The 16,509-nt window shown below is 48.6% G+C and carries 11 protein-coding genes; 6 read left to right on the top strand and 5 right to left on the bottom strand.

Annotation, left to right across the window (positions count from 1 at the left end):
• The first annotated feature begins 10 nt into the window (after positions 1-10).
• Together LG288_RS09410 and LG288_RS09405 are read left to right on the top strand one after the other, a co-directional pair.
• Positions 11-1,069, top strand: coding sequence for an efflux RND transporter periplasmic adaptor subunit (locus LG288_RS09410; RefSeq protein WP_404399936.1), 1,059 nt, complete (start codon positions 11-13; stop codon positions 1,067-1,069).
• Positions 1,069-4,173, top strand: a complete 3,105-nt coding sequence (locus tag LG288_RS09405; RefSeq protein WP_404399935.1) for an efflux RND transporter permease subunit — start codon at positions 1,069-1,071, stop codon at positions 4,171-4,173. The genes LG288_RS09410 and LG288_RS09405 overlap by 1 nt, the downstream gene beginning before the upstream one ends.
• A gap of 43 nt (positions 4,174-4,216) precedes the next feature.
• Here the strand turns inward: LG288_RS09405 and LG288_RS09400 are convergent, their stop codons facing one another.
• Positions 4,217-4,675: a TerB family tellurite resistance protein gene (locus LG288_RS09400; RefSeq protein ID WP_404399934.1), complete on the bottom strand. Its 459-nt coding sequence runs from the start codon at positions 4,673-4,675 to the stop codon at positions 4,217-4,219.
• A gap of 175 nt (positions 4,676-4,850) precedes the next feature.
• Between LG288_RS09400 and LG288_RS09395 the strand changes: the two genes are divergently transcribed.
• Positions 4,851-8,018, top strand: a complete 3,168-nt coding sequence (locus LG288_RS09395; protein WP_404399933.1) for an amidohydrolase family protein — start codon at positions 4,851-4,853, stop codon at positions 8,016-8,018.
• Between the two features lie 7 nt (positions 8,019-8,025).
• On the opposite strand, the gene LG288_RS09390 is transcribed toward LG288_RS09395, so the two are convergent.
• On the bottom strand, positions 8,026-8,964 hold the full coding sequence (locus LG288_RS09390; protein ID WP_404399932.1) for a LysR family transcriptional regulator: 939 nt from the start codon (positions 8,962-8,964) through the stop codon (positions 8,026-8,028).
• Between the two features lie 102 nt (positions 8,965-9,066).
• Positions 9,067-9,909, bottom strand: coding sequence for an MBL fold metallo-hydrolase (locus LG288_RS09385; RefSeq protein WP_404399931.1), 843 nt, complete (start codon positions 9,907-9,909; stop codon positions 9,067-9,069).
• Positions 9,910-10,093: 184 nt separating this feature from the next.
• On the opposite strand from LG288_RS09385, the gene LG288_RS09380 reads away from it, so the two are divergent.
• Positions 10,094-11,692, top strand: a complete 1,599-nt coding sequence (locus tag LG288_RS09380) for a hypothetical protein (RefSeq protein WP_404399930.1) — start codon at positions 10,094-10,096, stop codon at positions 11,690-11,692.
• Between the two features lie 79 nt (positions 11,693-11,771).
• Positions 11,772-14,486: a TonB-dependent receptor domain-containing protein gene (locus LG288_RS09375; RefSeq protein WP_404399929.1), complete on the top strand. Its 2,715-nt coding sequence runs from the start codon at positions 11,772-11,774 to the stop codon at positions 14,484-14,486.
• Positions 14,487-14,530: 44 nt separating this feature from the next.
• Here LG288_RS09375 and LG288_RS09370 read toward each other — a convergent pair whose 3' ends face one another.
• Positions 14,531-15,436, bottom strand: coding sequence for a mechanosensitive ion channel family protein (locus tag LG288_RS09370; RefSeq protein ID WP_404399928.1), 906 nt, complete (start codon positions 15,434-15,436; stop codon positions 14,531-14,533).
• A gap of 7 nt (positions 15,437-15,443) precedes the next feature.
• Entirely contained in the window at positions 15,444-16,061 is a 618-nt protein-coding gene (locus LG288_RS09365) for a glutathione S-transferase family protein (RefSeq protein WP_404399927.1), read from the bottom strand.
• Positions 16,062-16,222: 161 nt separating this feature from the next.
• Here LG288_RS09365 and LG288_RS09360 point away from each other — a divergent pair, with 161 nt between their 5' ends.
• Positions 16,223-16,504: a hypothetical protein gene (locus tag LG288_RS09360; RefSeq protein ID WP_404399926.1), complete on the top strand. Its 282-nt coding sequence runs from the start codon at positions 16,223-16,225 to the stop codon at positions 16,502-16,504.
• Positions 16,505-16,509: the final 5 nt, after the last annotated feature.

Below are 16,509 nucleotides of genomic sequence, written 5' to 3'. Positions count from 1 at the left end.
TGGAGATTCGATGAGAAGCTTTGCGATTACTTTTTGTGTTGCTGTGTTTTTATCATTAATTGTCACAGCAGTATCGGTTCAGGCTCAGGGCTATGGTTCAAGGGAAGCTCTGGTAATTGTTGAACCGATACAATTTGAACGTGAGAGCAATCGAGTCGAAGCCGTAGGGACTGCGGAAGCGCGTCGTTCGGTGACCCTGTATCCGGCAGTCGGAGACCGGGTGCTGGAAGTTAATTTTAAGCCAGGTGATCGGGTTAAAGCCGGCCAAATTCTGGTGCGGCTGGACGATCGGCGGCAGCAGGTTGCACTGCAACAGGCGAAACTTAATTTAAAAGATGCAGAACGTACAGTTGAGCGGCTTAAATCAAGCTTTGGTCAAGGCGGAATTGCCCAATCGGAGCTGGATAACGCCGTGCTATTGCGCGACCTCGCCGAAGTCGAGTTGCAAAGAGCCCGCACCGAGGTTAGGGACCGAAAAGTGATTGCCCCGTTTGACGGTGTCATCGGCATTACCGATGTTGAAGAAGGTGATCGGATCACAGAACAGACCATGATCGCGAATCTTGATGACCGCGATGTCCTGTTAATTGACTTTAGAATTCCCGAAGCTGCCGTCTCAATCCTGCAGGAAGGTGTTGAGCTAACGGTTCAGCCCTGGCGTTATTCGGGTCCGCCGGTTAGCGCTGAAGTGGTTGAGCGCGACTCTCGCATCAACCCGCAGACGCGGATGTTCCGGGCGCGGGCAGCTATTGATAACAGTAAAGATGACTTTTTACCGGGCACCAGTTTTCGCACGGATATCGAGTTACGGGGTAGGGAGTTCGTCGCAGTGCCTGAGGCAGCTCTGTCCTGGGGACCTAACGCCCCGTACATTTGGTTAGCCGAAAATCAAAAAGCGAAACGTGTACCTGTGCAAATAGAGCAGCGACTGGAAGGTACCGTATTGGTATCAGGTGATATTCAGCGAGATGACCTGCTAATTGTCGAGGGCGTGCAGAACCTTCGTGACGACCAGAACGTGAAGTTTCAAAACGCAGAAACCGTTGACTCTGCCGGAGAATCACAATAATGAGCGATAAAAAGCAGAAGATAGCCAGTGAAACTAACGACCTGCCCTCGTTATCCATCCGGCGTCCGGTTCTTATTGTTGTTCTTAATATACTCATTGCGATTGCCGGGATTGCGGCCATTATGGGTGTGGAAGTCCGTGAATTGCCCGATGTTGACCGACCCATTGTTACCGTCAGAGCCAGCTTGCCCGGTGGTGCTCCGGAAACCGTTGATGCTGAAGTTACCAGTACTCTCGAAGGGGCCGCGGCGCGGGTTTCCGGGGTTAAGTCCATTCGCTCTCAATCAGAAGAAAATTCTGCCCGCACCGTTGTTGAATTCCGGCCGGGTGTAGATCTGGATGTGGTTGCCAGTGAGGTAAGAGAGTCGGTTAACCAGGTCCGGCGTGAACTACCGGATGATGTTGAGCAGGTTATTGTGGTTAAAGCGGATGATGATGCCCGCGCTGTGCTGGATGTTGCAGTTAGTAGCGACTCACTAAGCCTGGAAGAGTTGACCCGGCGCCTGGAAACCGATGTGGCGCCCGAATTTTTATCCATTGACGGAGTGGCCGACGTCCGCCTGAACGGGGCCCGTGAACGGGTCTTGCGGGTCGCATTAGATCCCTTGCGGCTTAACAGCTATGGCTTATCAGTAACGGATGTAGCTGCTGCATTGCGGCAGGCCCCTTTTGATGTACCGGCAGGTAGCCTGAGATCCACTGATCAGCGGATCATTATTCGGGCCGATGCCACCTCGGTAACTGCAGAACAAGTCGAAAATATTATCATTCGCAACGATACCCGTATTGGCGATGTTGCCCAGGCCTATTTTGGGCCGGCAGATGCCAGCAGTTTTGTGCGCCTAAACGGTAAGCCGGTAGTGGGTGTCGGCGTTATTCGTCAAGCTGGATCCAATACCATTGAAATCTCGGATCAGGCTCTGGCAACACTGGAAAGGCTACAGCTGCGTTTCCCGGACATGGAAATGAAAGTCACCAATGACGATGCGCTGTTTATTCGCAAGTCAGTGACTGAAGTGATTACAACTCTGGCAATTACCATTGCTCTGGTTGTTGCGACCTTGTGGGTTTTTATCGGCTCGTTCCGGGCAACGATTGTCCCTGCTCTGTCAATACCGGTGGCTTTATTCGGCGCTATCGCCGCAATTTGGCTACTGGGCTTCTCAATTAATATTCTGACTCTGTTAGCACTGGTACTGGCGACCGGGCTGATAGTTGATGATGCCATTGTGGTGACGGAAAATATTCAGCGCCGTCGGGCGATGGGGTTAGGTCCCAGAGCAGCGGCTGTACTGGGAACCCGTGAGGTATTCTTTGCGGTGGTGGCAACCACTGCCGTATTAGTTGCTGTGTTCGTACCGATCGCGTTTCTGCCCTCTACTGCCGGGCGCTTGTTCCGCGAATTTGGCGGAGTGCTGGCAGCAGCAGTCATCATCTCGTCTTTTGTTGCGTTATCTTTAGTTCCCGCTTTTACCGCTAAACTGCCGAAAAATGCCGGCAAACGAAACATCTTCTCGGGTATTGGCCATTGGTTTAAAGATAAGTACACCCGCACACTGCATCATGCACTCAACTTTTCCTGGGTTATTGTCGCCGCTTCACTGGTAGCGGCGGGGGGCGCAGTGGTTTTATATGAACAGGTCGCTTCTGAGCTATTGCCTAATGAAGACCGTGGCACCGTCAGGGTTTTTGCCCGGGGGCCCGATGGTGTTGGTCTGAACTTTATGGATCGGCAGGCAAGGCAGCAGGAAGATATATTATTTCCTTATCTGGAAGAAGGTGTGTTTGAGTCTGTCTATACGGTAGTGGGGCAGTGGGATCCAAACTTAACCTTTATTACAGCAACCATGAAACCCTGGGAAGAGCGCGATATTTCGCAACAGGAAGTCATAAATGAAGTGCGTGAGCCGTTGTCAAAAGTAGTGGGCGCACCCGGTCGGGCATTTGGCTCTAACTCACTTAATGTAAGAGGTGGTCAGGGCGGTGGTGCCGTGGAGATGGCGATCACCGGGGAAAATTACACCGATATCTTTTTGGCAGCGCAGGACTTTACGGCAGCGGTAGTAGCTCAGGCGCCGCAATTCAGTAACCCTGATATCTCGTATCAGCCGACACAACCGCAGTTGCGCTTTAAGATTGATCGACGCCGTGCTGCCGAGCTGGGCGTTGCCCTAAGCGATATTTCAACCACCTTACGTGCAGCAATTAATGGTGATGATGTTGCCGATTTAAATGTTGGCGACCAGCAGGTACCGGTTATTTTGCAGACTCGGCTGGAGTCGATTCGGTCACCGCAGGATATGCAAAACCTTTATGTCGCTTCCAACAGTGGCAACCTGGTACCGGTTTCCAGTGTCGCGGAAATTCTAGAAGAAGGGGTTTCAGCTGAACTTGAGCGCCACGGCCAGCGCCGTGCAATTGAAGTTGAGTTTGAGATACCTGAAGACTTCCCGCTATCTGAGGCAACAGCGCTACTTCGTGATATCGCCCAGGCCGAGCTACCTGACAGCATGGGGTTATTGTTTTTAGGCGAAGCTAAGACGTTTGAGGATACCAACCAAGAAGTGGCCATGACCTATATACTGGCATTTTTAATCGTGCTGCTGGTGTTGGCTGCACAATTTGAAAGTGTCAACAGTGCCGTTGTTGTGATGTTAACCGTTCCTTTTGGTATCGCAGCGGCTATTTACGCGCTGTTTTTGACGGGTATATCACTGAATATTTACTCGCAAATTGGTCTGGTAATGCTCATCGGTTTATTAGCTAAAAACTCTGTATTGCTGGTCGAGTTTGCTGATCAGCTGCGTGATCGGGGCGAGTCGGTGCGCGATGCGATAGAAAAAGCTGCCGAAATCCGTCTGCGCCCAATCATGATGACCTTAGTATCTACCATTTTAGGTGGGTTGCCGCTAATCTTGTCTACCGGCGCCGGAGCTGAAGCGCGCAACTCGATTGGCTGGATTGTTTTTGGAGGACTTGGCCTGGCGACCGTGTTTACCCTATACCTAACGCCGGTACTTTATTTATGGCTGGCTCGCTTTACTGAGCCACGTGCCGATGAGTCAGCACGGTTAGCGGATGAAATGAGCCGTGCTGAGCAGTAAATCCAGGGTTAATGCAATAGTTCAGATGGTTAGGCTACCTGAACTATTGCTCTTGCACCGCCAATTTGGTTTTAATGTAATCGGAATGCGAGATATACAATAAGTCTGCCAGCTTTCGCAGCATACTTTCTTCGTAAGGGTCCAGCTGCTTATCGGCATAAGCCAGCCGCCATAAATTCTCCAGCAAACTGAGTTTATCGTCATAGGGTAGATTTTTCAGTGGCGCCGTAAAATGTTGCAGTGAATGAGCTTCTCTGACTTCCCTGATAGCCTCTGCTACTGCCTTTTCTGCCTGCTCGTCAGTCAACTCGTACTCGTTGTGCAAGTCGCTCATTAAATGGTCTCGCTCTTCCGGTGAGAAGGCTCCGTCGGCCAGACCGATTTCGGTCATCAGTATCAGACTTAAGGTTTGATACTGATCAAGGGGCTCGATTACCAGAGCCTTGTCCGACGCCTCAGTATCAAAGTTTTTTTGTAATAGCTTTTGCAGTTTTTTCAGCATAGGTTTCCACCTTTGTTACGTTGGGTTACCGCACGCGAATTGCGCCGACTGAATTCTGATAATAGTACTTTTTTCTCCCACTTACCGCGATCATTGGCAACTCTGACGAGCTAAACTGGACAAACAGGCAAATTGCCTTTAGAACAGAATGACCGAGTACAAAAAAGAGAAAACAATGAAAAAAAGCATCATTTCAATTGCTCTGGGATCCATCTTATCCTTAACAGCACAGGCGCAGCAAGAAGGCTCATCTGAGTGGCTGGTTGATCAACCTCAGGGCGTTTTTGACACTATTGATATTAGCGTTAACCAGGGTACCTGGATGAACGTGGACTTAAGCCCCGACGGTAAAACTCTGGTTTTTGACTTGCTGGGTGACATATACCGTATGCCTGTTAGTGGTGGCCGGGCAGAAAAACTGACCAGTGATATTGCCTGGCAAATGCAGCCGGTTTTTTCACCGGATGGCAGCCAAATTGCTTTTACATCAGATCAAGGTGGTGGCGATAATATCTGGGTGATGGATACCGACGGTAGTAATCAGCGCGCAGTTACTGAAGAAACCTTCCGCTTATTAAACAGTCCGGCCTGGTCGCCTAACGGAGAGTTTATCGTTGCCCGGAAACACTACACCGCGACCCGTTCTCTTGGCGCTGGAGAAGTCTGGATGTACCACGTTAGTGGCGGCACCGGGGTTCAGTTAACTGAACGCCCGAATGATCAAAAAGATCTGGGCGAGCCGGCATTTTCTCCTGACGGTCAGTACATTTATTTCTCGCAGGATGATACCCCCGGCAAAACCTTTCATTACAGCAAAGATTCGTTGGAAGGTATTTATAAAATAAAACGGTTTGAGCGTGAGACGGGGGATATTGAAACTCTGATATCCGGCGCCGGCGGCGCTATTCGTCCGACGCCATCACCGGACGGCCGTTACCTGGCTTACATAAAACGAGAAGATTTTAACAGCGTCCTGTACCTGCTGGATTTAAAGACCGGCGAGCACCGCCGGGTGTTTAAGAATATGGAACGTGATATGCAGGAGACCTGGGCTATCCATGGGGTTTATCCAAAAATGGACTGGACCCCGGACAGCAAAGAAATGGTTTTCTGGGCCGGTGGCCACATTCAGCGCTTAAATGTTGAGTCTGGTGATGCCAAGGTTATTCCGTTTACAGTGGAAACCACAAAGCAAGTGCAAAAGCCGTTACGCTTTGAACAGAACATCGATAAAGACAGCTTCGATGTCAAAATGCTGCGGATGACTCAGGTTTCGCCGGCTGGCGACGAAGTCGTCTATCAGGCACTGGGACACCTTTACCGAAAAACGTTGCCAGATGGCAAGCCAGAACGTTTAACGTCCGCTGACCACTTTGAACTTTATCCAAGTTATTCCCGGGATGGTAAGCAGTTAGTTTACGTGACCTGGGACGATGAGCAATTAGGACAGGTTGTTGTGCACAATCTGGAAAGTGGTAAAGAAACCGTTCTGAATACCGGCGGTGGCACTTTTGTGGAGCCGGTTTTTTCGCCGGATGGCAAGTCGGTAGTTTATCGCAAGGTCGGTGGCGGCTACATTACCAGCGACAAATACGGGCTGGAAACCGGTGTTTATGAATTTGATTTAGCTTCGGAAGAGCCTCGTAAAATAGCTGATTCCGGCTGGCTGCCACAATTTGGCGCGCGCAATGACCGGCTGTACCTTATGACGCCGGCAGCTAAGCCAACACTGAGTGTTATCGACCTGGAAACCAAGCAGGCACGGCCACTTTATCAGTCTGAACTGGCGACCGAATATCGTGTGTCTCCTGACGGTAAGCAACTGGCGTTTGCAGAGCGCTTTAAAGTTTTTGTTACTCCGCTGGTAGAACGTGGTGAAGTCATCAATGTAGGTCCGGGCGATCAACAGATGCCGGTGCAGCAGCTGTCCGTAAGAGCAGGCGAGAGTTTGTCCTGGACACACGACAGTTCACAGCTTTATTGGACGCTTGGCCCGGAGCTTTACCATACCGACGTGAGCACAGCCTTTAATGCCGATATCGACAGCGCCAGCCTGCAAACCGAAAATGGCCTGAACATTGGGTTTGAGATGGACGCCAATGTGCCTGATACGACTGTCGCTTTTGTCGGCGGCCAGGTGATCACGATGGAGGGTGACCGGGTCATTAATAACGGTGTGGTCGTTGTCGAAAATAATCATATTGTTGCGGTTGGTAGCCGCGATGAGGTGGATATCCCCGCTGCGGCAGAAGTTATTGATACCACCGGTAAAACCGTTATGCCGGGCTTATTTGATGCTCACGCGCATGGCTCTCAGGGCGCGAATGAAATTATCCCACAGCAAAACTGGGGGCAATACGCGAACCTTGCTTTCGGAGTCACGAGTATTCATGATCCGTCGAATGATACTACCGAGTTTTTTGCCGCCTCTGAAATGCAAAAGGCAGGGAAAATAGCGGCGCCGCGGTTGTACTCTACAGGTACCATTTTATACGGGGCCCATGGACCAGGTTATACGTCGCACGTTGATAGTCTGGAAGATGCTAAATTCCACTTGCAACGATTGAAAAAAGTCGGTGCTTTTTCGGTCAAAAGTTACAATCAACCGCGGCGCAACCAGCGTCAGCAAGTTATTCAGGCGGCCCGAGAACTGGAAATGTTAGTGGTGCCTGAGGGCGGCTCGTTATTGCAACATAACCTGTCTATGGTATTTGACGGTCATACGACGGTTGAGCACTCGATTCCGGTAGAGTCTATTTATGATGACATCAGGGAGCTTTGGTCACAAACTGATGTCGCTTATACACCAACTTTGGGCGTTGCTTACGGAGGTATCTGGGGCGAAAATTACTGGTATGCTGAAACGGATGTCTGGAAGCACCCTAAACTTACCCGTTACGTGCCGCAGGAATTCCTGGTAGGTAAATCGGTGCGGCGCGAAAAGGCACCACACAACCATTACAATCACTTTAATAATGCGCGGGTTGCGGCCGAACTTCAGGATCTGGGCGTTGATGTGTTATCAGGAGCTCACGGTCAACGAGAAGGGCTGGCGCAACACTGGGAAATCTGGATGATGGCTCAGGGCGGTATGAGTCCGCTTCAGGCACTGCGTACGGCAACCATTGATCCGGCCAAAGTGTTTGGCATGGACCATCAGGTAGGCTCTATTAAAGAAGGGAAGCTGGCGGATATTATTGTTATTGACGGCGATCCGCTGCAGGATATTCGCAGCACCGATAAGGTAACTCATACTATGGTCAACGGTATTTTGTACGATGCTACGACTATGGACCAATTGTTGCCGGTGTCGAAAAAGCGCCAGCCTTTTTTCTGGGAATAATAAAAGCCTAGCGTTGCGTTGCTGCTGTTTCCGCTACAATTTGGCGGAACCAGCGGTGACCGGCGTCATGTTGCAGGAGCGGGCTCCAGATCATGGTCAGTGTCAGGGCGGGAATCGAAAATGGTGGCTCCTTAATGATTAAGGTGTCGTCATTTTGATACAGCTTGGCAGCACGGGTTGGCAAAGTAGCGACAAGCCCTTCGCGGGCCAGATACATAGCAACATGATAATTCCGGGTAAATACCTTAATATGGCGGCGCCGGTTGAGCTTATCGAGAGCGTCGTCTACCCAGCCGAGTTTCTGAATGTCGCGGGGATCCATTCCCACGCCGACACCAAACCCCGTTTTGCTGACCCAGACATGTTCTGCTTTTAAGTACTCATCCAGACTGTAATTATTCAGCAGCGGATGTTGCTTATGAATCAGACAGGAAAACTCATCTTGCCATAGCACTTTCTGATGAAACGATTGCGGTAGCTTTTCAAAGCGGTTAATGGCTAAATCAACTTTGCCATTTTCAACATCGTGAAAGCTGATGTCACTGGGGGTCATAATATCCAGAGACACATTAGGCGCTTGTTCATCTAAGGTATTCAGTAAACGCGGCATTAATGTTGAGGCGGCGTAATCAGAAGCCATAATACGAAAGACCCGGTTACTGGTGGCTGCTTCAAACTCGCGTATCGGCTGGATCATTTCTTCCACTGAGTAAAGCACAGTCCGCAACGACTCCTGCATTCCCAGAGCCCTTTCGGTAGGTCTCATACCCTCGCTGGTGCGCACCAGAATCGGATCATTCAATAGGCCCCGTAGTCGCTTAAGGCCATTACTCATTGCCGGCTGAGTAATATTCAACTGTGCGGCTGCGCGGGTGACATTGCGTTCCCGCAGCAGCACATCAAGATAAACCAGTAAGTTAAGATCAATCTCTTTTATGGTATTCATGTCACAGCCATCTCATGGAATAGCAAAGGTTTATCTGTATGATAAAGGCTGTGAATGCTCAATGAAAGCTATTGAGCGGCAAAATATCAGTTACGTTCCGGTTTAGTACAGCGTCTTTATCCAGCGCTCTTCGGTGATAAAACTCCAGGCCCAGTCCTGATACTCTTCACCAAGCCCCGCACCGAGTACGTCTTCTAAGGCCATGCCCTGATTGCGCATATCATCGACTTTTGCTTTCGTTGCTTTAATCATCTCGACAAAACGCTGATAGTCCTGTTTTGTTGCCTGCGGACCGTGGCCGGGGATGATAACGGTATCTTCGTTAATTTTACTCAGTAAAACCTCTGCATTACTGATATAACCGTTTACATCACCGCCGCTTCCCAGGTCGATATAAGGGAAACGGCCATTAAAGAAAAGGTCGCCGGGGTGCAGCACATTCGCTTGTTCAAACCATACTGCTACGTCGCCATCCGTATGACCGCCGGGAAGGTAGAATACCTGTACCGTGTCATTATTGATGTGCAGGGTGGCTGTCGAATCAAAAGTTAATACCGGTAGTCCTTTCTGGTCGAATGAATCATCCTTTGCCAGGCGTTTGCGAACGTTGTCATGAGCCATGACGGTGGCATTATGCTGTTGACGAAACCACATATTTGAACCGACATGATCACCATGAAAATGAGTGTTAATTAAATAACGGACCGGAGAGCCGGTTAATTGCTCAATTTTATTTGTGATTTTATCGGCCATTTGCTGATATTGGTCATCGACCAACAACACACCGTCTTCACCATGCATCAGTGCCATGTTACCGCCAGCACCGGTTAGCATGTGAACATTTTCAGCAACTTGCGTTGACTCAACAGTAACATCGTCGAAACGGTTTTGTGCAGTGACCGAACTGGTCACTGCCAGTGAGGCCAGTAATAAAAGCTTTTTCATGTCGATTCCCTGTTATTATTTGACTATCTGGTTACTTTCTAACCGCAAAAGAAGATCAATGCAACATGTCATAACAGTGAATCTTTTATGACAGTTCCGGGTTGTCACATAGCTGTCATGCAAGCTGGCTAATCTCCCTACCCGACTAATAAATAAATCAACGGTTCTAAGTCGGGAGAACATAATGAAATTGCAAACTATCTTTAAAGCCTCTGCTGTAGCTACAGCACTGATTCTTGCCGGTTGTGGTGGTGATATCGAAGTGACCCCCACAGTTAACGATAACAGTGTAAATAATTCCAACAACACAACAAACAACGACAGTGGCGGTAACGATTCTGGCTCAGGAACAGAAAACCTGTGTGCCGAATATAATGGCCTGCAAGGTGCCTTTGACGGTCGTGACTGCGAATATAACCTTGAATTCGCGAGCAGCAACGTAGAAATCACAGAAAGCATTACTTTTGCTGAACTTCCCGATAACGGCGTTCACGTATTCGACGGTGCTTTACTGATTGGTGAAGACTGCGATACGACAACCAGCTGTAGCATCAATGAAAATGGCCCCACAGTGACCGTTGAGCCCGGTGCCACTCTGGCTTTTACCAGCGGTGAAGCGATTATTCGAGTAGCTCGCGGCGCAAAATTAAATGCTATCGGCACCTTTGATAAGCCGATTGCTTTCACTTCAGCCAATGCCTTTACCCGCTTTGATGTTGTCGGCGACGGCCCGCGCTTTGCTGACTGGGGTGGCATCATTGTCAACGGCGAAGGTATTACTAACCAGTGTACTGATGCACAGCGTGACGCTGATACCTGTAACGTGCCTTCAGAAGGTTTGGTTAGCTATTACGGCGGTAATGACAACGCTGATGATAGTGGATCGATGAAATACGTGAAAATCTGGTATGCCGGTTCAGGTCCGCGTGCTGGTGGCGATGGCGATGACTTGAACTCATTGACTCTGAATGCGGTCGGTTCAGGTTCTTCCTATGAGTGGGTACATATTCACCAGGGATACGATGATGGCATCGAGTTCTTTGGTGGCGCTGCGGATATTAAACACGTTGTGGTAACTGACACGCAAGATGACTCCATTGATATCGATGCGGGCTGGCAGGGTAACGCCCAATTTTTGTTTATCAAACACGGTACAGTGACTGTTGATGGTGAAGAAGTCTACATGGGTAATGGCGGCTTTGAAGCGGACGGTGAAAAGAACAGCGGAGCAGAATACTCTCAGGCACCCACTTCAAGTCCGAATATTGCTAATGTGACGGTTGTCACCACCGATGGACTGTCAACTCGCGATAATGACCCCTCAATTGCCACTAAGTTTGATGACAACTTCCAGGGCCAGCTGTATAACTTCGTCATGGTCAAGGACATGGTTGACCAAAATGATTCGCACTGCGTTAAGTTTACCGGTGATGGTGACCTGGGCGTAGAGCAGGGCGACTTAAACTTCTTCGGCTCAGTGATGGCTTGTGTCAATGAATTTGAACAAGATACCACCTTTGCTGACGGCACTACTCGTGCAGAATGGTTTGATAATGGCGGTATCAACGAACGTGTTGGTGGTAATGCCACTGTCTTTGCGGCGGACGGTTTCTCAACGGATATGAGCTCGCCGGACTTTAGCGTAACGGCTGATGACTTAAGTGGGCTGAACAATGACTTCTTTGACACAGTTGATTACATCGGTGCGGTTTCAAGCGAGGATACGTCCTCACAGTGGTACCAATGGGTAGAAGCTGCGTTAGCGGCTGCGGAACAAGACTGATCAGGTTGATGTAACGCAACGCGAATGAGGCGTGTGCAGCAGCACGCGCCTTTGCATAGAAATAACGCAGGAGTTCAACATGAGTACCCATTACAAACTCAAGCCCGTCGCGTTAGCGGTGAGTCTGGGCCTGATAACAATTGGTTCAGTTAATGCTCAGCCACAAGCTGAGCAAAGCTCGCCAGCGGTTGAGCAAACATCAACCATTGAAGAAGTGGTAACTACAGGTACCCGTTTACAGGGTAGCGCCGCCGCGGTTGTAGAGGAGCGTAAAAATCAGGCGTTTGTTGCTGATATCCTCGGCGCCGAGCAGTTGTCGCGAACCGGAGATACGGATGCCGCTTCGGCCTTACGGCGGGTAACGGGACTGACACTGGTTGATGGCAAATACGTTTATGTTCGGGGTTTAGGTGAGAGATATTCCAGCGCCCGGCTTAATGGCGCCAGTATTCCAAGCCCGGACCTGACCCGTAACGTTATTCCGCTGGATATTATTCCCTCAACGATTATCGAAAGTCTGGCAGTTCAAAAAGCGTTTTCGCCCTCAATGCCGGCTGCCTTCGGCGGCGGCAATATCGATATTCGCACCAAATCTCTGCCAGATGATTTCCTGCTGAACATTGAAGCAGGAATTGGTTATAACGAAAATGCCAGCGACCTGTACACCTACAATCGTAATGAAAACGCTATCCCTGCGGATATTCAGCAGGCTATTGTAAAATACCGTGGTGATTTTAGTTTACGAAACATTATCAATACAGAAGGCTTTACCGACTCAGAAACAGTCAATGCGAGCCAACAGGCAAGGGCAATCAATACGCAGTTGGCACAGTCGTTACCCCGCGATATTAAACTGCAGGAAGAATCGTTTAATCCCGATTACAAACTGAAGGCCAGTATTGGCAATCGTTTTGATGAGGACTTTTTCGGCGGCAGTATTGGAGTGTTACTGGCAGCTGCTTACGACACTAAATGGGATGTTTCAGAGCGTCGGAATGCGGTTCTCAGTGAAAACGCAACAGCAGACTGTTCAACCTCTCTGGCTACAGAAGAGGATGTCACCAACTCGTGTTACAACACCGTTAGCGACACTACCTTAACTACTGAAACAGAGCGCACCAACGGTGTGTTTAGTGTTGGCTATGATTTAAACACTCATAGCGTGTCCTACACCAAGCTTTACTTAACGGACTCTGAAGACGAATCAGAATTCGGTATTTTACAAAGCCCTAATGGCAGTAACCTGAAAACAATTGCAGGCTCTAATATTGCTAACCGGGAACACGAGTTTAAGTATGAAGAGCGTACACTGGATATTGATCAGGTACGCGGGCAGCATACCTTTTTAGATTACTGGGGCCTTGGTTTTGACTGGCAGTACACAGAATCCACGGCCGAAACCGATATTCCTACGGACATGTCATACCGCTTTGATGATATTTACGATGATCAAGGCAATTATCAGCGTACTATCGTAACGGGTGATGATAACCGGGCGGTTTATCAGTACGTTGATATGGAAGACCATGTTAAATCTTACGGTGGTAACTTTTCATTGCCGATGACTCTGGCAGGCTTAGATATTGAGCTGAAAGCCGGATATGACTTTGTTGATAAAGCTCGTTATTACACCACTGATCGCTTTGCCATGGATAACGGCTCGGGGTTACGTATTACCGTTAATGAGAATATGGACAATATTCTGGGTGTTACTGATTACCTGACGGACGATGTCATCGCCGATAATAACTTTATTTTGTCCTACCGGGAGCCAACACCACCCGACGCCGATGACTATATCGCGGTACAAAAAACCGATGCTTACTATGGTGAGTTTGATGTGTTTCTTACCAATCAGTGGCGTTTAAGCGGAGGCCTTCGTTGGGAGGACTTTAAGCAGGTTTCGTTAGCAACATCCAGCTTGATTTTTGACCGCAATGACATCGAGACCTTCTATTCGCAGGAGCGCATTTTAAACGGTACTAAACAGGAAGACGATATTTATCCGGCAATGTCGCTGACCTATATTGGCGGTGACAACTACCAGGTCCGATTAGGCTACGGCGAAACCGTGGTTCGGCCCGACATTCGGGAAACCGTGCCGGTGGCTTACTTTGACACGATTACGGATATTCGCACAATTGGCCGTGCGGGGCTTGAAAGTAGCCCAATGACCAATCTTGATGCGCGCTTTGAATATTATGCGGATAATGGCGATAACTATACGGTTTCGGCGTTCTATAAAGATATTGATAAGCCCATCGAATCCGTTCTCAGTGTCGGGGATGAAGAATACACACTAAATTATGTCAATGGTGAATCGGCAGAGGTTTACGGTGTTGAGTTTGAGTGGCTACACGATCTGGGCTATTTGACCAATGGGCTGTTTACTACCGGTAACCTGACCTTCAGTGATTCAGAAGCCGTTATTGATCCAGCTTTAGCTGGCAACTTAACTAATCCGACAAAACGAATGACAGGGCATTCAGAGTACGTTGCGAATTTTCAGTTAGGCTATGATTCGGCAGACGGAATTCATTCTAGCTCGCTTGTTTATAACGTCTTTGGTGAGCGCATTCTGGCTGCTGGCATTGGCGGGCGCGGCGATGCGCTTGAGCAACCTTTTCATTCACTGGACTGGGTCTATAACTTTTATCCGGACTTTAACTCTCAGTTAACGTTAAAAGTTAAAAACCTCTTAAATGAAGATCAGGATGTCACTCAGTCCGGCATCCAGGTTCAGGCCCGAGAAGTTGGGCGCATTTTAAGCTTAAGTTATCGTTACGAGTTTTGAAAATGTACTGACGTACTGATGGGGCTCTTTATCGAGCCCCTTTTTTATTCCCCTGACTGGGTCATTTGAACCTGCAGTGGCCTGGATGTATCAAGATGAACATCCCTTTGAGGAAATGCGATAACGATGTCATTTTCAGCAAATAAGCGATCAATGGCAAAGCGCACGTCTGACTGAACCCGCCTTATATCCATCGGTTGCTGGACACTGGTCCAAAAAAATAAATTGAAGGTCAGTGCGTTATCGCCAAAGTCATCAAAAAACACCTCTACCGGATAGTTTTTCGATACTTTTTCGTGCTCTTGTGCTGCCTGAAGCATCAGATCGTGTACTTTATTAACCGCAGACCCATAAGCGACTCCCACGGTGATCATGGAGCGAATATCGGCAGATACCAGTGTCCAGTTGACTACCCGTTGTTCCAGAAAATAACTGTTAGGTACCAGCACATGAACACCGTCGTAACGGCGGATACGTACGCAGCGATTGCCGATCTCTTCTACGCGACCACGCTCTTTTTCCAGCTCGACAATGTCACCAATGCGGATAGGCCGTTCAGCAATCAAAATAATGCCGGATATTAGATTGTTAAGCAGGTTTTGAGCGCCAAAACCAACACCAATAGCCAGCGCGCCACCAAGCACCGCAAAAATCGTTATCGGAATGCCGGCAACGGGCAGGGCAATTAATACGATCAAGATGTAGGCAAAAAACGAAATAAGCCGCCGAAAGGCAAAAATTGTGTTTTCTGAGGCACCGCTGGAGCGCAGAGCACGCTTGACTAAGTGAGCCCCTAACCAGCGCACCAGAATAAAGCCTATGATGATCAGAAAAAGCGCGATAATGACCTGGGATAAATAAATCGGAGTGTCGCCGGCTTTATATAACTCGGTCTGCCACAGCGTGGCAATTGAATTGGTAAGTTCAGACCAGTTCATTTGCATAGTCATATTTACCTTAAACTGATGCTGATGCTCGCGACTTAATCCGCTCGTACCAGTGCTTAAGGTGAGGGTGTGACTCGTTCACCGTTAAATTGACTACCCGGCCAAAGTCGACCGAACAAAAGGCGTTAATGTCAGCGGCAGTGAGGCGCTCACAGACAATAAAGTCTTTATCTTTCAGATGCGTATTAAGGAAGTCAAAAAACTTCATTGCTTCACCGATGTTGACCTCTCCCCACTCTTTAATTGGCGTCATGCGGTCTTTGAAATACCCACTGGTGTGCTGAAAGCCCATTCCAATCGGCAGGAAAAGATAAAAATCGACCCAGCGGTTCCATTGCTCGATAATGGCCTTTTCGTTGGCATCATTGCCGAGTAATTTTGGAGAGTCTGGATAATGCTCTTCGAAATAGCGGCAAATTGCGGTTGTTTCGCTGATACAGGAACCATCGTCAAGCTCTAAAACCGGCACTTTTTGCATCGGATTTTTAGCGCTAAAATCGGTACTTAAGTTTTCGCCTTTAGCGAGATCAATTTCAATGCGGTTAACTTTGTCCAGTAAGCCCTTCTCTGCCAGAAACATGCGGACCCGGCGCGGGTTAGGGGCTTTTGCCATTTCGTAAAGTTTCATTTAATCGGTGCCTTGTTACTGAGTGTCTGACCCCAATTTACTCTGACTTTAATTAGAATTAAAGGAACTTTTCGTATCAGCTGAAACAAGCCGATATCTTGCCGAAAATAAAAATTACTGCTATCCCATAATAAGTAGATGTTAAAACAGGAGGTTAAGTTATGAGCGATGGGTTTGTTGGTTTTGCGGGCCATATCATCGAGTTTGTCGAGCAGTATAAGTTGTGGCTGCTTGTGCCAATGCTGCTGCTGACCTTTTACCTGGGGTTAAAAGTTTACCTTGGCATTAAAGGGGTGCGTAAAGAAAACGACTGGCGAGTCGGTAATTATGTTATGGCATTTGTGATGTCACTTGTGTTTACCGTTTTTATTATAGCTGCCTCAGTCAGTGTCGACAAAGCAACCGAGCCCGAAGAAGTGAATGAGCAACCTTGGGATAGCTGAGCAAC

Source organism: Idiomarina seosinensis (assembly GCF_044797955.1).
Classification (GTDB): Bacteria; Pseudomonadota; Gammaproteobacteria; order Enterobacterales; family Alteromonadaceae; genus Idiomarina; species Idiomarina seosinensis_A.
Note: the sequence above shows the minus strand (reverse complement) of the source record. Positions and strands in the feature narration are given on the sequence as shown.

Bases quoted from the DNA above. Each gene is read 5' to 3' on its own strand.
- LG288_RS09410 (WP_404399936.1), top strand. From the start codon at position 11: ATGAGAAGCTTTGCGATTACTTTTTGTGTTGCTGTGTTTTTATCATTA.
- LG288_RS09405 (WP_404399935.1), top strand. From the start codon at position 1,069: ATGAGCGATAAAAAGCAGAAGATAGCCAGTGAAACTAACGACCTGCCC.
- LG288_RS09400 (WP_404399934.1), bottom strand. From the start codon at position 4,675: ATGCTGAAAAAACTGCAAAAGCTATTACAAAAAAACTTTGATACTGAG.
- LG288_RS09395 (WP_404399933.1), top strand. From the start codon at position 4,851: ATGAAAAAAAGCATCATTTCAATTGCTCTGGGATCCATCTTATCCTTA.
- LG288_RS09390 (WP_404399932.1), bottom strand. From the start codon at position 8,964: ATGAATACCATAAAAGAGATTGATCTTAACTTACTGGTTTATCTTGAT.
- LG288_RS09385 (WP_404399931.1), bottom strand. From the start codon at position 9,909: ATGAAAAAGCTTTTATTACTGGCCTCACTGGCAGTGACCAGTTCGGTC.
- LG288_RS09380 (WP_404399930.1), top strand. From the start codon at position 10,094: ATGAAATTGCAAACTATCTTTAAAGCCTCTGCTGTAGCTACAGCACTG.
- LG288_RS09375 (WP_404399929.1), top strand. From the start codon at position 11,772: ATGAGTACCCATTACAAACTCAAGCCCGTCGCGTTAGCGGTGAGTCTG.
- LG288_RS09370 (WP_404399928.1), bottom strand. From the start codon at position 15,436: ATGACTATGCAAATGAACTGGTCTGAACTTACCAATTCAATTGCCACG.
- LG288_RS09365 (WP_404399927.1), bottom strand. From the start codon at position 16,061: ATGAAACTTTACGAAATGGCAAAAGCCCCTAACCCGCGCCGGGTCCGC.
- LG288_RS09360 (WP_404399926.1), top strand. From the start codon at position 16,223: ATGAGCGATGGGTTTGTTGGTTTTGCGGGCCATATCATCGAGTTTGTC.